We start from the raw sequence: 16,216 nt of genomic DNA on the forward strand, positions 1-16,216 counted from the left end.
TTCTTTTATAACATAGCCTAATTATTGATAAGCTATCTGTTATTTATGAGTCTGTTTGCATGCAAAGCAATTTCTAATGAGATAATTGAATCTTTTATATCAAGCCTGCTTTCAGTGTTACTGACGCAGCATTTAATAACATGATTGAGCGCTTTTTCATAGCAATTTTCATTAGCAAGCTCTAAGATTTCATGTTTATTATCTGTGAAAAGCTGAAAGGAACTTTCACTCTTATTTTCATAGCCGTTTTCAACAAACTCTAGAGTCCCTTCATCAAAAGCAGCTTCATATCCTACAGTAAAAGCATGATAGTAAGGCATCATGGAGGAACATTGGATTTCAACTAAAGCTTCATCGTAATTTAATAGAGCTTCTACATGAGATTGACCTTCTTTTCCGCTCATACCTATAGCTGAAACCTTTGAAGTATCTCCAAGAATCCAACTTATAAAATCAAATTCATGGAGCATTAGACTTGTTATTATTTTATTTAACCCTAAATCACCCCATATAGGAGGTGTTTTCCTCTTTATATTTAGGGTTCTTAATTTTCCTAGAGAATTATCTTTAATTATTTTGTAGAGGTATTCATAGGCTGGTTCAAAACGTATAAACATATCTACAAAAGCTTTCTTATCATATTTTTCAGCTGCATTTTTTATATTTTCTGCGTCCTGTAAATTTAAACATACGGGTGTCTCGCAAAAAACATGTTTTCCATATTCTAATGCTTTTAAGGCATACTGGGAATGAATAGCACTAGGAAGACAAACATCTATCAGAGTTATGCTTTCATCCATAAATATTTCTTCAATATTAGTAGTTATTTTTACATTTAAATCCTCTTTTAATTTGTGAAGTTTTTTTATATCACGCCCATAAACTGTTATGGATTCCACCTCAGGTATATTATTGTATATTTTTGTATGATAGGCTCCAAATCCAGTTCCTAATATTCCTATTTTCATAAATAATCTCCTTTCAATTTTAAGATTAGCTTAATTATAATGAACTATTGTTGACAATAAGTTGTCATAAATATATTATTATTTTAAATATAGCAATCAGTAAAAAAGGTGAATAAAATGAGATTACATAGAATGATTTTTATATTGCTATTAATCGAATCTAAGGGAAAAGTAAAGGCTAGAGATGTAGCATTTGAACTTGAAACTTCAGTTCGTACTGTCTATAGGGATATTGAAGCCTTAAGTGAAGCTGGGATACCTATAGTAAGTAGTACTGGGCCTAATGGAGGAATAGAATTTATAGAAGGTTATAGTCTTGGGATAAAACAATTAAAAACAGAAGATATTGTGAATCTATATCTGGGGAGTATGGGGATAAAAGCGGATGATGGTACTAATATGGCTTCTAAACTAAACTCAGCTCTTATTAGGCTTCAAAAGAATCTATCCAAGGATGCAAAAGAAAATTTAAACACTGTTAAAAGAAGGTTTTTTGTAGATGATACACCTTGGTGGGGTGAAAAAACTGGATTAAATAATATTGATTTAATTATGGAATCAATTTGGAAGCTGAAAAAGCTTAAAATTGCATATAAAAAAAGCAGTGGAGATTTATCATATAGAATTATTAGACCTTATGGTATCGTAGTTAAAGATAAGGAATGGTATATGGCAGCTTACTGTGAAAATAGCAAGGCTTTAAGAATCTTTAAATGTGACAGGATAATGAAATGCAGATGTTTGGAAGAAGACTTTGTATTACCAATGGATTTTTTTGTTGAAGATTTCTGGAATAAAAATAAGCAAAAGTTTATAATGGAATGCTCAGAAAGAGAAAGTTACCCTGTTAATATAAAAATAAAAAAAAGTTTGCTCTATGTATTAAAGAATTATCAGATTTATAATATGGAAGAAAAAGATGAATATGTGTTTGCCACCATAAATATGTACAAATATGAGTTCGCAATAGAAGATATAGCTGAAATATTATACTATGGGGAGATAATAAATCCTGCAGAATTAAGAGATTATGCTGCTTTAAAACTTAAAAGCATTAAGGAATATTATGATAAAAACTAGTAAGGAATCTTATAAAAAATTTTTAAAGGGTTGTTTTTATAGTTGGTTTGATTGTATCCAGGAGAGAAAATATTTACTACTTTTAAAAAGTATAAAGATATGTTAATGTAGAAAATATAAATACAAACTACATAAAAAGCGGTGAGAAAGTGAAATATTTGTTTATAGTCAATCCTAAAGCTGGTAAAGGTAGAGGGTTACAATATATAGAAAATATCAAGCATATCATAGATAATAAAATAGATTATAGAATTGAAGTGACTAACAAAAGTGGACATGCTACTGAAATTGCTAGGAAATATTCTCATGATGAGGAATATATAATTTGCTCTGTAGGCGGAGACGGAACACTTAATGAAGTAGTTAATGGAATGGCAGGAGGAAAAAGTACTTTAGCCATAATACCTACAGGCAGTGGAAATGATTTTGTAAGAACTATTTATCCCAAATATATATTAAAGGATCTTTTTTCTAAAGTTATATGCGGTGATACTAAATTGGTAGATTTAATAAAGATAAATGAAAAATACTTTTTAAATATTGCTTCTGTGGGCTTAGATGCAGATGTGGCGTATAATGCTATAAAATTTAAGAAAAATAAATTTATAAGCGGAAGTATGGCATATATGCTTAGCGTATTTAAAACTTTGCTAAATAAAAGAGGAACTTGGGTTAAACTAAATATAGATGGCACTCAGTATGATTACAAAAAATTATTGTTAATAGCGATTTCTAATGGAAAATCTTATGGCGGAGGTATACATATAACTCCTCAGGCTGAAGTCGATGATGGTTTTGCGGATATATGCATGATAGAAAATCTAAGACTTTTAAGAATATTTCGCATGATGCCTAAATTATTTAGGGCTCAGCATTTACAAGTTAAAGAAGTTAAAATGTATAAAGCGCAGGAAATCGAAATAGAAGGGAGAAGTGAATTTAAAGTAAATGTGGATGGCGAAATAGTTTCAGCTAGTAATATTAAGATTCAAGTGATTCCTAAGGCACTAAAAATTATAATACCAAAATTTGATGTTTTATAACATAAACTGTCAAATTTAAATTAAAAGCATAATTAGTTTAATATAAGAACAGTAATGCTCACTCTTTGAAATGGTTTCCTTAGTGATTTTATAAAAGATTGTAGGAATTTATAAAGAAATATCTATTGACATAATTCGATTACCTATCTAGACTTAATTAGGGAAGATTTTTAACATAAAATTAATATAAAGTGGAACATGGAGGATAAAAATGAGTAACGGTCAAATTTTTACCCATAATAATGGAGATTTGGGACTAATAGTTTTAGAAAGCTGTAGAGAAATAGGACAAAAAATTGATGAGCATATCAAAGGAAAAAGAGAAACTGAGGAATCTTTTTTAGTTACATCTGATGAAATACGTTTTTCCAATGGTGAAGGAAAAGTAAAGCTCTCAGAAACCGTTAGAGGTAAGGACATATATATACTTTGTGATGTAGGAAATTATAGCTGCACCTACAATATGTTTGGAATAAAAAACCATAAGGGCCCAGATGAACATTTTCAAGATATTAAAAGAACTGTTTCAGCTATAAGAGGAAAAGCAAAAAGAATAACTGTTATTATGCCTCTTCTTTATGAATCAAGACAGCACAGAAGAAAAGGAAGAGAGTCTCTGGACTGCGCTTTAGCTCTTCAAGAATTAGAGAGATTAGGAGTTCAGGAAATATTAACTTTCGATGCACATGACCCTAATGTTCAAAATGCAATTCCATTATTGTCATTCGAAAATTTATATCCTACTTACGATATTGTTAAGACTATAATTACAGAAGAAAATATAGAAAACTTAAGCTCAAAAAACATGCTAGTAATAAGTCCTGATACTGGAGCTATGGATAGAGCTATCTACTATTCCAGCGTATTAGGAGTAGATGTAGGATTATTCTATAAGAGAAGAGATCACTCCACCATAGTCAATGGTAAAAATCCAATAGTTAAACATGAATATATGGGCAGAGATGTAGAAAACCAAGATGTATTAATTGTGGATGACATGATTGCTTCTGGTGAATCCGTATTAGATATTGCTAAAGAATTGAAGAAGAGAAAAGCTAGAAATGTGTATGTGGCTACTACTTTTGCACTATTTACTGAAGGACTTTCTAAATTCGAAAAAGCCTTTAATGAAGGGATATTAAGCAGAGTTTATTCTACAAATTTAACTTATATATCTCCTGAACTTGAAAAGGCAGAATGGTTTAGAAAAGTTGATATGTCAGAATTTATTGCAACAATAATCAATAGATTAAATAAAGATAGATCCATTGCTAAATTTATGGATGCTACTTACGTTATACAGGAACTTTTAAAAGATAGAAAATAAGCAAAACAGCATGCCTGAAAGTATTTTTAGGCATGCTGTTTTTGAAGTATAGAAATATATAAAACTAGGAAACTATATAACTAGATAAGAATATAACTAGTTGTAATGATATCAAGGTTTTAGTTAAATTGTATTCAATAAAATTAGAAAGAAGGTGCATGCTTGAATAGATATGTTATAGTCTGTCTTTTGGAAGATAAAATACTGGAATTTCATAATAAGTTATTAGCTGAGCTGTGCCAAAAATATGATGTGAAAAGACAGAAACTAGGGGCTCATTTTACTATAAAGGCACCTTTTGAAAGAGAAAGAATTGACGATATAGTTGAAATAACTGAGGAGTATGCTAAATTAAACAAAAAGGCACCGATTATGCTTAAAGGCATTGGGAATTTTAGAGATTCAGTACTCTATATACCTATATATCCTTCTGAGGAAGCTATGAATTTAAATAATAATTATTTTAATAGGCTAAAAAGAATCCCTGATTTAGAATTTAAAAGAAATGAATTGCTGAATAAAGTGTATCACTGCACTATTTTGTCAAAGTTAAGAGAACCCTTATTTAGTGAAGTGAAAATTTATTTAGATGAATTTTCTCCTTGCTTTGAAACCTATTTTTCTAATATATCTATACTTAAATGGAACAACCACTCTTGGGAAATTTATAAGAAGTTTGATTTTAGTTAGATTACAATTAAATTTATGCATCAAATATTCCACTGGAAAAAGCTCTTAAAGAAGGCTGATATTCTTCTAAAAGAGCTTTTATAATATATTTAAAAGAAATAAAATTTAAACATCATTATTTTTTACTGAATGTTTTTTTGAATTTGGATTATGATTTTGCGCCTCAGCAGTAAGGGATGTTTGACCTCTGCTTTTTTCTTTTCTCACTTTTTTGTTGTCAGGCTGACTGTCCTTTGCCATAAAACCACCTCTACTTAATAATATTTGCTTTTGATTTCCCCGTTTTTGCCTTTCCTTGAATCTCTGGTACAGGTTCTACATCATTTTTAGATAGTTTCATTTTTTTATTGCTTTCTGTACCGTGAGGGTCGCTAGGATCAGGACGTCTCATACCGGCTTTTGCCATAGTTTTCACCTCATTTACTTAGAATATATAAATATTATCTGAAAAATAAAAAATAATATTCTAAGATGCATTAGAAGATCTAAACTTACCTGGAGATATTTTATAATGCTTTTTAAATATTCTACTAAAGTAGCTAACACTGGAAAATCCAGATTGTTCAGCTATGGATTGAAGAGAGAGATTAGTGTTAATCAAAAGATTAGAAGCATACTGCAATCTGTTAGCAATTAATTTTTCCTTAAAGCTCATAGAATAGTAATATTTCATTATTCTGTTAAGTTGTCGAACACTTATATTAATTATTTTAGCAAGTTCCTTGAGAGAAGAATCTGAGGTGCAGTGCTCCAAATAATTATCTATTACAAAACGCCTGAGATCATCTGGCACCTTTCTTGGAATATAGTAGTCGGAGGTTTTGTTTTGATCAAAGCATCTTATAGAATTTAAAATAATCTGACTTACTAAATTTTGTATGAAGAGATAGTAGCCTATACGCTTTGTTTCTAATTCATTAATAACTTTTTCAAATAGAGCTGAACTTTCAAATATATCTTTGCCAAACCAAAAATTAGTATTTTCTAGTATATGTAAAATTGAATCAATTTCAGATTTTAGGTAGAGCTCATTGTTATTTTGTTTCGTGTTTACCACATTAAATTCAAAGTTTATACAATATTCGCACATAGGATTGGCAAAGTCTGCATATTGTTCATGGTACACACCTGGTCCTGTTAAGTATAAAGTACCGGGTATAATCTTATAACTTTTGTTCATTATATTTAAAATACCGTATCCTTGAGGTATAAAATGAAGCTCGTAACCACTGTGAGAATGATTTCCATAATTCCAGTTAGGAACTGAGGATTCGTAATTTATATAAAGAATATTTATGATTATATTTCCAAAGGCCAATTTAAAATTAAGATCCATAAAATGAGAGCTTCTATTATTGTTCATATATTTGCCTCCAGTATAAAACTTATGTATACATATAGTGTAATCTATTGAAATACATATTTCTATAATTTAATTGAACTTTTATGCCGTTTAATAAAAAAATATGGCGTGTTTGTATATATATTTGTTTATTTAGTGCATATATAATATAATTCGAAAACAAATTATATTGTGAAGAGGTAATTAAAATGGATAAATTATTTATAAAGGGCTTTACCTTTGGCTGGATGGCTAGAAGGGGAGAATATGCAACTAAAGAAACATTTGATTCCTTAATAAAATTAAAGGAGACTGGATCGGAATGGGTGGCATTAGCTTTCCCTATAAATCAGGAAACAGTTTTTTCTACTAAAATATATTTTGATTATGCTAAGAGTGTTAGTGACAAAGAGATCACTGAATTAATCAATAAAGCTCATGAAATGGGGTTTAAAGTTTGTTTAAAACCAGTAATAAACTCCGGCGACGGAATATGGAGAGCTAGAATAAATTTTCCAGATGATGGAGAACAGTACTGGAAAGAATGGTTTGAATCCTATGAGGCATTTATCACTCATTATGCAGAAATAGCTGAAGATACAAATTGTGAAATGTTTTGTATAGGCTGTGAGATGACAGGTACTGAAAGAAAAACTGATTATTGGGAAGCTACCATATCCGAAATAAGAAAGCTGTATACTGGAAAAATTATGTACAATACAAATCACGGCGATGAAAATGATATAGAATGGCTTAACCAGGTGGATTTAATAGGAACAAGCGCTTATTATCCTGTGGGAAGAGATTCCAATGAAGATGAAGAGCAGATGATTGAAAAATGGGAAAAGGTTAAATTGGACTTATATAAAGTTCATAAGAAATTTAATAAACCTATAGTTTTTGCAGAAATAGGCTGCAGAAGCGCAAAAGAATGTTCAACAATGCCTTGGGATTTTATGCATAAAGGACTTCCTTTTGATGAAGAGGAACAAGCTAGGTTCTATAGTTCTGTTATGAAGTCATTTTGGAAGGAAGAATGGTTTGCAGGATTTTTTTGGTGGGATTGGAGCCATAAGTTACATTCTTTAGAAGAAGCAAAAAGTGATAGAGGATTTGGAATATATGGGAAAAAGGCAGAAAAATTAATTAAAGAATGGTATAAATAAAATATTACTTCCAACACATGAAGATAGGTGTTAAAATTATTCTATAATAAATTAGAAAAATTGAAAATGAGGTTTTTATGTGCAAAGAAGAATTTGTTAATGTACTAGATATAGCCAAAGAGCTGAATTTATTTGTTAAGGTAGTCACCTCTGTAAGCAGCTTTAGCAATTATAATAGCTTTTATAATATTTATGACGAGAATGATGAGCCTTGTAGGAGACTATTGGTTTTGACTCCTTATGAGGATTTAGAGGAAGTAACTGACCAGAATCCAGATGTACCAGTAATTGATTTAAAGCTAATAGATGGCAATGTGTGGATTAAAGATTACCCTTTAACTCAAAATCCGAAAAATATTGATTTTAAAGATATTAAGGTATCTAAATCAATATTATTGAAGGTAATAAGAGATAAATAAAATGCCATTTTAACAATATAGCTGCTTATTTTATGTGTAATTAGCAAAAATAAAAATATTTTGTTGATAATTCTCTATCAAACATTGAATTGTATTAACATTGTGCTATAATTCAATGTTTTGGGGAGATGGTAGAATGGTAGAGATAAAGCATCATATTTTTGTGTGTACAAGTTGCAGGCTAAATGGAAAGCAACAGGGATTTTGTGTATCCAATGCATCCACTGAGGTGGTAGCAAAGTTTATGGAAGAGATACAGGACAGAGATTTATCTAGTGAAGTAATGCTTACTAATACTGGATGTTTTGGAGTTTGTGATAAAGGTCCTATTGTAGTTGTATATCCGGAAGGGGTTTGGTATGGGGCCGTAACTGAAGATGATGTAGAAGAGATTATGGATTCGCATATTGAAGAAGGTAATGTGGTGGAAAGACTAAAAATTTAATGATTACATTAAGAGCAGGAGTTTAATTTATTCCTGCTCTTTTTCATTAATAAGTATAATTTTATCAAGATTAAAAGTTATACTCCACGGCAAGGGCATTTTCTGTATTTTATCCCATTCCTCCGTAGATATATCCCACAATAGATTATAATCTGAGCTGTCTATTGGCGGCTTATGAAGTTTAAGAAATACAAATTTTCTGAAGGGAGTTTCTGTTAATTCAGTGGGCCAAGCGTTGAAGGTATTTTCCTTATTGGCTTCTGAAAGATGAATATAATGAGCTCTTATTCCAATATAATTTAAATCACCATTTATGGGTTTATTTAAAATAATTTTGCATCCCCAATCAATAGCTTCTATGGTATGCATATCAACTTTTTTTGCAGCGCTTATATTTTTGCAGCCAGTGATTCTAGCTGCAGCTTTACTAGGAGGCTTCAGAAAAATATTATATTTACTATCGTAGCCTTTCATTTCCCCCTTTTCTAATACTATAATGTCTTCGGAAATCTGATATGCCTCATCCATATTGTGAGTTACAAATAAAGTTATTCCCTTGAATTTAGATAGGGTATCTACCATGCTTTTGACCATAAGGTTTCTTAAATGATTATCTAATGCTGAAAAAGGTTCATCTAACAGCAAAGCATCTGGATTTACGGCTAAGGCTCTTGCTATAGCAACTCTTTGCTGCTGACCGCCGGACAATTGGGATGGGTATCTCTTTCGAAGTGCTTTAATTTGCATTATATCAAGAAAGTACTCTATTATTTCTGCTTTTCTTGCTTTGTTAAGTTTGTTTAATGCATAGGCTATGTTATCTTCTACATTCATATGAGGAAATAGAGCATAATTTTGAAAAAGAAACCCAATATTTCTTTCCTGAATAGGTAAATTGATATTTTTAGATGAATCAAATAGTACTCTGTCATTTAACACTATTTTGCCGCAATCTGGAGTGATTAGACCAGCTATACAGCGAAGAGTCATGCTTTTTCCAGAACCGGATGCGCCGAGGATACCCAACGTTTTGCAGGATGAATTGAATTTAACATTCAGTTCAAATCCTGGCAAAGATTTTTTTATATCTATAAGTAATTTCATTAAATTTTTCCTCCAAAAGTTGTGAATTTTCTTTCATGATTTGACCAGTAATTGGATGAAATAATCACTATTAAAGATATAACCAACAGGATAGCTACCCAATAGATTGCTGTTTTTATATCTCCACCTTCTACAGCAAAATAAATAGCTATGGGTATAGTACTTGTCTTTCCAGGAATGCTTCCTGCTAACATTAGAGTCGCTCCAAATTCGCCAAGAGCCCGTGCAAAAGACAGAATGGTACCAGCTAATATACCTGGTAAGGTTAAAGGCATAATTATAGTCCTAAATATTCGAGCTTCGGTAACCCCAAGAGTTCGGGCTACATTTATAACATTGCTATCAATCTGTTCAAAGGCTGCCTTAGCTGTTTTATACATTATAGGAAATGACACTACAACAGCTGCAATTACTGTAGCTGACCATGAAAATACAACTTGAATGCCTAATGAAAAGAGTATCTTGCCTAAAGGTCCGTTTTTACCAAAGATGATTAATAATATAAAGCCTGCAACTGTAGGGGGAAGTACCATAGGAATTGTGAATAAAGCATCCAAAATGGAAGCGAATTTATTAAATTTATTTGATAAAAATTTTGCAGCTAGTATTCCGATAATAAAGGTTATTATTGTAGCACATACAGAGGTCTTAATGGATATCCATAATGGCGAGTAATCAAAATTCAAGATATTACCCCCTTAGTATAATATGTCTTAATATAAATTAATTTGAGCTCATTTTAAAGCCTGCATTTTCGAATATAGTTTTAGAATCTGAAGAAGATAAGTATTTTAAAAATTCTTTGGCTGCATCAGCTTTTTTACTGGCTTTTATTACAGCCACAGGGTAGACTACTGCTTTGTGGCTATCTGAAGGAGCTGTTGCGGCTATCTTTACTTTTGATGAGGAAAGAGCATCGGTTTTATAAACTATACCGGCGTCAGCATTTCCAGTCTCAACCCAATTTAGCACTGTGGTAACATCCTTTGCGTATACGGCTTTTGCTTTAACTTTATCTAATATTCCAAGCTTGGTAAGGACTTCCTCACCATATTGTCCTGCTGGAACACTTGAAGGTTCGCCAATAGCCACCTTTTTGATTGAATTATCAGTAAGAGATTTAAAATCAGAAATTGAATTAGAACTATCTTTAGGAATGACAAGAACAACATCATTTTCTAATAAATTGGACTTGGTATCCTCAAGCAATAAATTTTTGCTAGATAAAGCATCCATCTGCTTCGTGGCTGCGGACATAAAAATGTCTACATCTGCTCCTTGCTCAATTTGTTGCTGTAGAGTACCAGAAGCTCCATAGTTAAAGACTAAGGTAACATTGGATTTTACATTTTTATAAGACTCTTTGATTTTGTCTAATGAAACTTTTAAGCTTGCTGCAGCAGAGATGTTAAGTGTGACTGGAGCTTCTTGCTTTTTTTCATCAGCCTTCAGCTGCTTATCAGTACTAGAAGATGAACAAGCGGCTACTGATAAAGATACACCAACTGCTAATAACGCGGATATGATTTTTTTTGACAAGTTCATAATGATCCCCCTTTTAAAATTTAATTAATATAGAAGATATATAAGTAAAAATTATTATGTACATGGAAATAAACAATTTAATAATATGTTGTTTAGTATAAGAGAATTGACCTTATGTATGAAAATTTTAATATTAAAATTTTCAAAATTTTCAAAATTGCAAAAAATATAATGAAATATTATTAAAAAAACTTCAGAAAACGATTTTATAAAAGTTCATATTTAATAACATGAAAAGAATATAAAAATATTTGCTAAAAAATTGACACTTTGCTAATCTACAGCATCAATAAATATTAAATAATTAACTTATGAATGAAAATTATTAAAAAAGTGCATTAAAAAGTGAATAAAATTAACAAAATATTAATTTGGAATCGATAACAGAAAAGCGATAAATAAGATAAAAGTAAATTAAAATGAAAATTGCAAAAATTCAATAAAATAAATAATAATTAGTATAACCTTGAAATTCTAATTATAAGTCAAGGCACAAATAAACATAAAAGGAGGATTTGTAAATGAGACAAGTAGCTATTTATGGAAAGGGTGGTATAGGTAAATCTACTACTACCCAAAACTTGACAGCAGGATTGTCAACTATGGGTAAGAAAATAATGGTGGTAGGTTGTGATCCTAAAGCGGATTCTACTAGATTATTGTTAGGAGGGCTTGCTCAAAAAACTGTTTTGGATACTTTGAGAGAAGAAGGAGAAGACGTTGAGCTTGATGCTATCCTGAAGACGGGCTTTGGTGGTATTAAGTGCGTTGAATCTGGTGGACCTGAACCAGGAGTTGGTTGTGCTGGAAGAGGAATAATAACGTCTATAAATATGCTTGAAAATTTGGGAGCATATGAAAATGATTTGGATTATGTTTTTTACGATGTATTAGGCGACGTTGTTTGCGGTGGATTTGCAATGCCAATAAGAGAAGGAAAAGCCCAGGAGATATATATAGTAGCTAGCGGAGAGATGATGGCTATGTATGCAGCTAACAATATATCAAAGGGTATATTAAAATTTGCTAATTCCGGCGGCGTTAGACTTGGAGGAATAATTTGCAACAGCAGAAAAGTTGACCGTGAATATGATCTTTTGCAAGCTTTTGCTAAAGAACTAGGAAGTCAGCTTATTCATTTTGTCCCTCGTGATAATATGGTTCAAAGAGCTGAAATACACAAACAGACAGTTATTGAATTCGATGAAACCGCAGCTCAGGCAGATGAATATAGAACTTTAGCTAAAGCTATAGATGATAATGATATGTTTGTTATTCCTAAACCGATGTCTCAGGACAGGCTTGAGGCCATACTAATGGAATATGGATTAATGGATGCTTAAAAATTTAATTAATATTTTGGGAGGGCGAATTTATGTTAATGATCAGAGCTATAGTTAGACCTGAAAAAACTGCTCAAATATTATTGGAATTGTCTGATGGAGGATTCCCAGCTGTAACTAAAATAGAGGTTGTTGGACGAGGCAAGCAAAGAGGAGTTAAAGTTGGAAATATATTTTATGATGAAATTCCTAAGGATATGCTGATGCTAGTTGTTAATGATTCAAATAAAGATGATGTTATAAATATCATAATGAAAAATGCTAAAACAGGTGAAAATGGAGCATTTGGAGATGGAAAGATATTTATATCAGAAGTAGAAGAAGCTTACACCATAAGTTCAAACACTAAAGGATTATAGGAGGATTTTTATCATGAAAGAAATAATTGCCATAATCCGAATTAACATGATAAATAAAACTAAAGAAGCTCTTTTAAACCAAGGCATTTATGCTCTGCATTGCAGCAAAGTAGTTGGAAGAGGAAAAAAGAAGGTAGATTTATCTTTCATAGAGGACATTAAGAATTTAGAAGAAATCAATTACGGAAAGTTTGCTGGTGAAATCATTGAAAATTATCGATTGTCGCCTAGAAGAATGATAACAGTTATAGTAAATGATGCTGAGAAAGATAAAGCTATTAAAACTATAATTGACACTAATATAACAGGAAATCCTGGAGATGGAAAAATATTTGTGTGCAATATTCCTGAGGCTGTGAGGATAAGGACTGGTGAAAAGAACGAAGAAGCTCTATAAAAATTTGAAAGAGGTGAGATGATTGAAAAGTGTGGTTGATAAGGTATTAGAAAAATATCCAGCGAAGACCTTTAAAGCAAGAAAAAAGCACATAGTTATTAAAGATTCTGATGATATGATACCAGAAATAGAAGCAAACGTAAGAACTATTCCTGGAATTATAACAAACAGAGGATGCTGCTATGCTGGGTGCAAAGGCGTTGTTGTGGGACCTATAAAAGATATGGTTCATATAGTTCATGGACCAATAGGTTGTTCATATTATACATGGAATGTGAGAAGAAATAAGGCGAAATCAGAAGAAGGCGGAGATAATTTTATTAACTATGTTTTTTCAACTGATATGCAAGAAAAAGATATAGTGTTTGGTGGATTAGCGAGACTAAGAGAAGCAATAAAAGAAGCAGTAGAAATATTTCATCCTAAGGCAATATCAATAAGTGCTACTTGCCCAGTTGGACTTATAGGAGACGATATAAATGCTATTGCTGCAGAATCAGAAAAGCTTTATGGAATACAAGTACTAGCTTTTAACTGCGAAGGTTATAAAGGGGTAAGTCAATCTGCAGGCCACCATATTGCTAACAATAATTTTATTAAGAATGTTATAGGTAAAGGAACAGGGGATTATAGTGATAAAAAATGGAATATAAACATACTTGGAGAGTACAACATAGGTGGAGATGCATGGGAAGTTGAACGAGTATTAAACAAAATTGGATACAACGTAATAGCAACTCTAACAGGTGATGGTTCCCTAGATCACATAAAAAATGCTCATAAGGCAGATTTAAATTTGGTACAATGCCACAGATCCATAAATTATATTGCAGAAATGCTTGAAACCAAGTATGGAACTCCTTGGCTTAAGGTTAATTTTATTGGGATAGATGCTATGATTGAAACCTTAAGAAACATGGCTAAGTTTTTTGGAGACGAGGAACTTATAGCTAAAACGGAAAAAGTTATAGCTGAAGAAGTATCAGCTATGGAAGGCGAACTTCAATATTATTATGAAAAACTAAAAGGAAGAACCGCTTTCTTATTTGTAGGTGGGTCAAGATCTCATCATTATCAGAACCTTCTTAGAAGCTTCGGAGTTGAAACTGTGCTCTCAGGATATGAATTCGGACATAGAGATGATTACGAAGGAAGAGAGATCATACCAACTATAAGGCCTGATGCAGACAGCAAAAATATAGAGGAATTAAAGGTAGAGAAAGATGAAAAAAATTATAGAATAATACTTTCCCCTGAAAAATATGAGAAATTGAAGAAGGAAATTCCTCTAGGTTACTATGCTGGAATGATAAAGGAATCAAAGAAAAATGCAGTTATTATTGACGATTTAAATCATTATGAAACTGAAACTTTTCTAAAAATATTAAAACCAGATATGTTCTTTTCAGGAGTAAAAGACAAATATGTGGTGCAAAAGATGGGCGTTATGGCAAAGCAGCTTCATTCTTATGATTATTCAGGACCTTATGCAGGATTTAAAGGAGCTTTAAATTTCGCAAGAGATGTAGAGGCAGGAGTATTTACGCCAGCTTGGAAATATGTAACTCCTCCCTGGAAGAAAATGGCCTTAGTTGAAGGAACAGTAGAAGAGGAGGCGGTACAATGTTAGATATGACACCAAAAGAACACTATGAAAGAAAAGCTCTGGTTATAAATCCAGCAAAAACTTGTCAGCCTATAGGTGCTATGTATGCAGCTTTAGGAATACACGGTTGTCTTCCTCATAGCCATGGCTCACAAGGCTGCTGCTCTTTTCATAGAATGCAGCTTACAAGACATTTTAAAGAACCTATAATGGCATCTACAAGTTCATTTACTGAAGGTGCTTCTGTATTTGGAGGAGGATCAAATTTAAAAACTGCGGTTAAAAATATATTTACTATATATGATCCTGAAATAATAGCGGTTCACACCACCTGCCTTTCTGAAACTATAGGAGATGATCTTCCAACATATATTTCTCAATGCGAAATACCTGAAGGAAAGTATGTGATTCATGCAAATACTCCTAGTTATGTAGGATCTCATATTACAGGTTTTTCTAACATGGTGAAAGGAATGGTAAACTATCTTTCTAAAAATACTGGCACTGCAAATGGAAAATTAAATGTTATACCAGGTTTCGTAAGCCCTGGAGATATGCGAGAAATAAAAAAGTTAATGAATTTAATGAATATACCTTTTATTATGCTACCAGATACTAGCGGAGTAGTGGATACACCTATGACCGGAAGTCATGATATGTATCCAGCTGGAGGAACTAAAGTAGAGGATATTAAGGATACAGGAAATTCTAAGTGCACTTTAGCTCTAGGCAGCTTTTCATCAGAGGCAGCTGCAATACAGCTTGAGAAAAAGTGCAAAGTTCCATATGAGGGACTGAATATTCCTATAGGAATAGAAGCCACTGATAGATTTATGAACAAGCTGGTAGAAATAACCGGGAAAGAAGTTCCCTACGAAATTGAAGAAGAAAGAGGACAATTAGTTGATTTAATGTTGGACTGCCATCAATATCTGTATGGTACTACTGTGGCAATCGCTGGTGACCCGGATACTGTTATAAGCTTAGTAGAATTTACTCTAAGTCTTGGAATGCATCCTAAGTATGTAATAACAGGAACTCCTGGAGAGGCATTTACAACTACTATAAAAGATATGCTTATAAAAGCTGATATTAAAGATTGCATTGTTAAAAATCCAACCGATACCTTTGAGCTTCATCAATGGTTAAAAAATGAAAAGGTTGATTTATTAGTAGGCAATTCTCATCTAAAGCATATTGCTAAAGCCGAGGATATTCCTCTAATAAGATTTGGATTTCCTATAATGGACAGGTACGCTCATCAGTATTTCCCTTTTACAGGCTATAAAGGCGGTATAAGGATAGTTGAGATGTTTATTAATGCAATATTGGAAAGAAAAGAAAGAGACACTCCAGATGAAGATTTTGAATTAGTATATTAA

The 16,216-nt window shown here is 31.9% G+C and carries 19 protein-coding genes; 12 read left to right on the plus strand and 7 right to left on the minus strand.

The window, feature by feature from the left end:
- Window positions 1-32: 32 nt before the first annotated feature.
- Complete coding sequence (locus IAI10_RS12180; protein WP_315673544.1) at window positions 33-968, minus strand: Gfo/Idh/MocA family oxidoreductase; 936 nt, start codon at window positions 966-968, stop codon at window positions 33-35.
- Window positions 969-1,085: 117 nt separating this feature from the next.
- Here IAI10_RS12180 and IAI10_RS12185 point away from each other — a divergent pair, with 117 nt between their 5' ends.
- The 4 genes from IAI10_RS12185 (at window position 1,086) to IAI10_RS12200 (ending at window position 5,108) form a co-directional block, all read left to right on the plus strand.
- Window positions 1,086-2,048, plus strand: coding sequence for a YafY family protein (locus IAI10_RS12185; RefSeq protein ID WP_315673545.1), 963 nt, complete (start codon window positions 1,086-1,088; stop codon window positions 2,046-2,048).
- A gap of 149 nt (window positions 2,049-2,197) precedes the next feature.
- A complete protein-coding gene (locus IAI10_RS12190) occupies window positions 2,198-3,091 on the plus strand; it encodes a diacylglycerol kinase family lipid kinase (RefSeq protein WP_315673546.1) in 894 nt (297 codons plus the stop codon).
- A gap of 211 nt (window positions 3,092-3,302) precedes the next feature.
- Window positions 3,303-4,418 carry a ribose-phosphate pyrophosphokinase gene (locus IAI10_RS12195; RefSeq protein WP_315673547.1) on the plus strand — a complete coding sequence of 372 codons (1,116 nt, stop codon included), beginning with the start codon at window positions 3,303-3,305 and terminating at the stop codon, window positions 4,416-4,418.
- A gap of 162 nt (window positions 4,419-4,580) precedes the next feature.
- A complete protein-coding gene (locus IAI10_RS12200; RefSeq protein WP_315673548.1) occupies window positions 4,581-5,108 on the plus strand; it encodes a 2'-5' RNA ligase family protein in 528 nt (175 codons plus the stop codon).
- Between the two features lie 105 nt (window positions 5,109-5,213).
- On the opposite strand, the gene IAI10_RS12205 is transcribed toward IAI10_RS12200, so the two are convergent.
- From IAI10_RS12205 to IAI10_RS12215, 3 genes are read right to left on the minus strand one after another with little or no spacing between them, the layout of a single operon-like run.
- Window positions 5,214-5,348: a hypothetical protein gene (locus IAI10_RS12205; protein WP_315673549.1), complete on the minus strand. Its 135-nt coding sequence runs from the start codon at window positions 5,346-5,348 to the stop codon at window positions 5,214-5,216.
- 10 nt (window positions 5,349-5,358) lie between these two features.
- On the minus strand, window positions 5,359-5,514 hold the full coding sequence (locus IAI10_RS12210) for a hypothetical protein (RefSeq protein WP_315673550.1): 156 nt from the start codon (window positions 5,512-5,514) through the stop codon (window positions 5,359-5,361).
- A 60-nt stretch (window positions 5,515-5,574) separates the two neighbouring features.
- Window positions 5,575-6,471, minus strand: coding sequence for an AraC family transcriptional regulator (locus tag IAI10_RS12215; RefSeq protein WP_315673551.1), 897 nt, complete (start codon window positions 6,469-6,471; stop codon window positions 5,575-5,577).
- Between the two features lie 188 nt (window positions 6,472-6,659).
- Between IAI10_RS12215 and IAI10_RS12220 the strand changes: the two genes are divergently transcribed.
- From IAI10_RS12220 to IAI10_RS12230, 3 genes are all read left to right on the plus strand, one after another.
- A complete protein-coding gene (locus tag IAI10_RS12220) occupies window positions 6,660-7,616 on the plus strand; it encodes a glycoside hydrolase family 113 (protein ID WP_315673552.1) in 957 nt (318 codons plus the stop codon).
- Between the two features lie 77 nt (window positions 7,617-7,693).
- On the plus strand, window positions 7,694-8,035 hold the full coding sequence (locus IAI10_RS12225) for a hypothetical protein (protein WP_315673553.1): 342 nt from the start codon (window positions 7,694-7,696) through the stop codon (window positions 8,033-8,035).
- A 136-nt stretch (window positions 8,036-8,171) separates the two neighbouring features.
- Window positions 8,172-8,480: a 2Fe-2S ferredoxin gene (locus tag IAI10_RS12230; protein ID WP_315673554.1), complete on the plus strand. Its 309-nt coding sequence runs from the start codon at window positions 8,172-8,174 to the stop codon at window positions 8,478-8,480.
- Window positions 8,481-8,507: 27 nt separating this feature from the next.
- On the opposite strand, the gene IAI10_RS12235 is transcribed toward IAI10_RS12230, so the two are convergent.
- From IAI10_RS12235 to modA, 3 genes are read right to left on the minus strand one after another with little or no spacing between them, the layout of a single operon-like run.
- Window positions 8,508-9,584 (minus strand): sulfate/molybdate ABC transporter ATP-binding protein, encoded by a 1,077-nt coding sequence (locus IAI10_RS12235; protein ID WP_315673555.1) that lies wholly within the window; start codon window positions 9,582-9,584, stop codon window positions 8,508-8,510.
- The gene (gene modB / locus IAI10_RS12240) at window positions 9,584-10,270 is read right to left on the minus strand and encodes a molybdate ABC transporter permease subunit (protein WP_315673556.1); all 687 of its coding nucleotides are present in this window, start codon (window positions 10,268-10,270) and stop codon (window positions 9,584-9,586) included. The genes IAI10_RS12235 and modB overlap by 1 nt, the downstream gene beginning before the upstream one ends.
- Window positions 10,271-10,307: 37 nt before the next feature.
- Window positions 10,308-11,129 carry a molybdate ABC transporter substrate-binding protein gene (modA, locus tag IAI10_RS12245; protein WP_315673557.1) on the minus strand — a complete coding sequence of 274 codons (822 nt, stop codon included), beginning with the start codon at window positions 11,127-11,129 and terminating at the stop codon, window positions 10,308-10,310.
- A gap of 521 nt (window positions 11,130-11,650) precedes the next feature.
- On the opposite strand from modA, the gene nifH reads away from it, so the two are divergent.
- From nifH to nifK, 5 genes are read left to right on the plus strand one after another with little or no spacing between them, the layout of a single operon-like run.
- A complete protein-coding gene (gene nifH, locus IAI10_RS12250) occupies window positions 11,651-12,472 on the plus strand; it encodes a nitrogenase iron protein (protein ID WP_315673558.1) in 822 nt (273 codons plus the stop codon).
- 32 nt (window positions 12,473-12,504) lie between these two features.
- Window positions 12,505-12,831 carry a P-II family nitrogen regulator gene (locus IAI10_RS12255; RefSeq protein ID WP_315673559.1) on the plus strand — a complete coding sequence of 109 codons (327 nt, stop codon included), beginning with the start codon at window positions 12,505-12,507 and terminating at the stop codon, window positions 12,829-12,831.
- A gap of 13 nt (window positions 12,832-12,844) precedes the next feature.
- Window positions 12,845-13,228 (plus strand): P-II family nitrogen regulator, encoded by a 384-nt coding sequence (locus tag IAI10_RS12260; protein ID WP_315673560.1) that lies wholly within the window; start codon window positions 12,845-12,847, stop codon window positions 13,226-13,228.
- Window positions 13,229-13,250: 22 nt separating this feature from the next.
- Window positions 13,251-14,858, plus strand: coding sequence for a nitrogenase molybdenum-iron protein alpha chain (nifD, locus tag IAI10_RS12265; protein WP_315673561.1), 1,608 nt, complete (start codon window positions 13,251-13,253; stop codon window positions 14,856-14,858).
- A complete protein-coding gene (gene nifK, locus IAI10_RS12270) occupies window positions 14,852-16,216 on the plus strand; it encodes a nitrogenase molybdenum-iron protein subunit beta (RefSeq protein ID WP_315673562.1) in 1,365 nt (454 codons plus the stop codon). Before nifD ends, nifK begins: the two co-directional genes overlap by 7 nt.

The sequence above is a fragment of the Clostridium sp. 19966 genome (assembly GCF_032335695.1).
In the GTDB taxonomy this organism is placed as follows: Bacteria; Bacillota; Clostridia; order Clostridiales; family Clostridiaceae; genus JACTOJ01.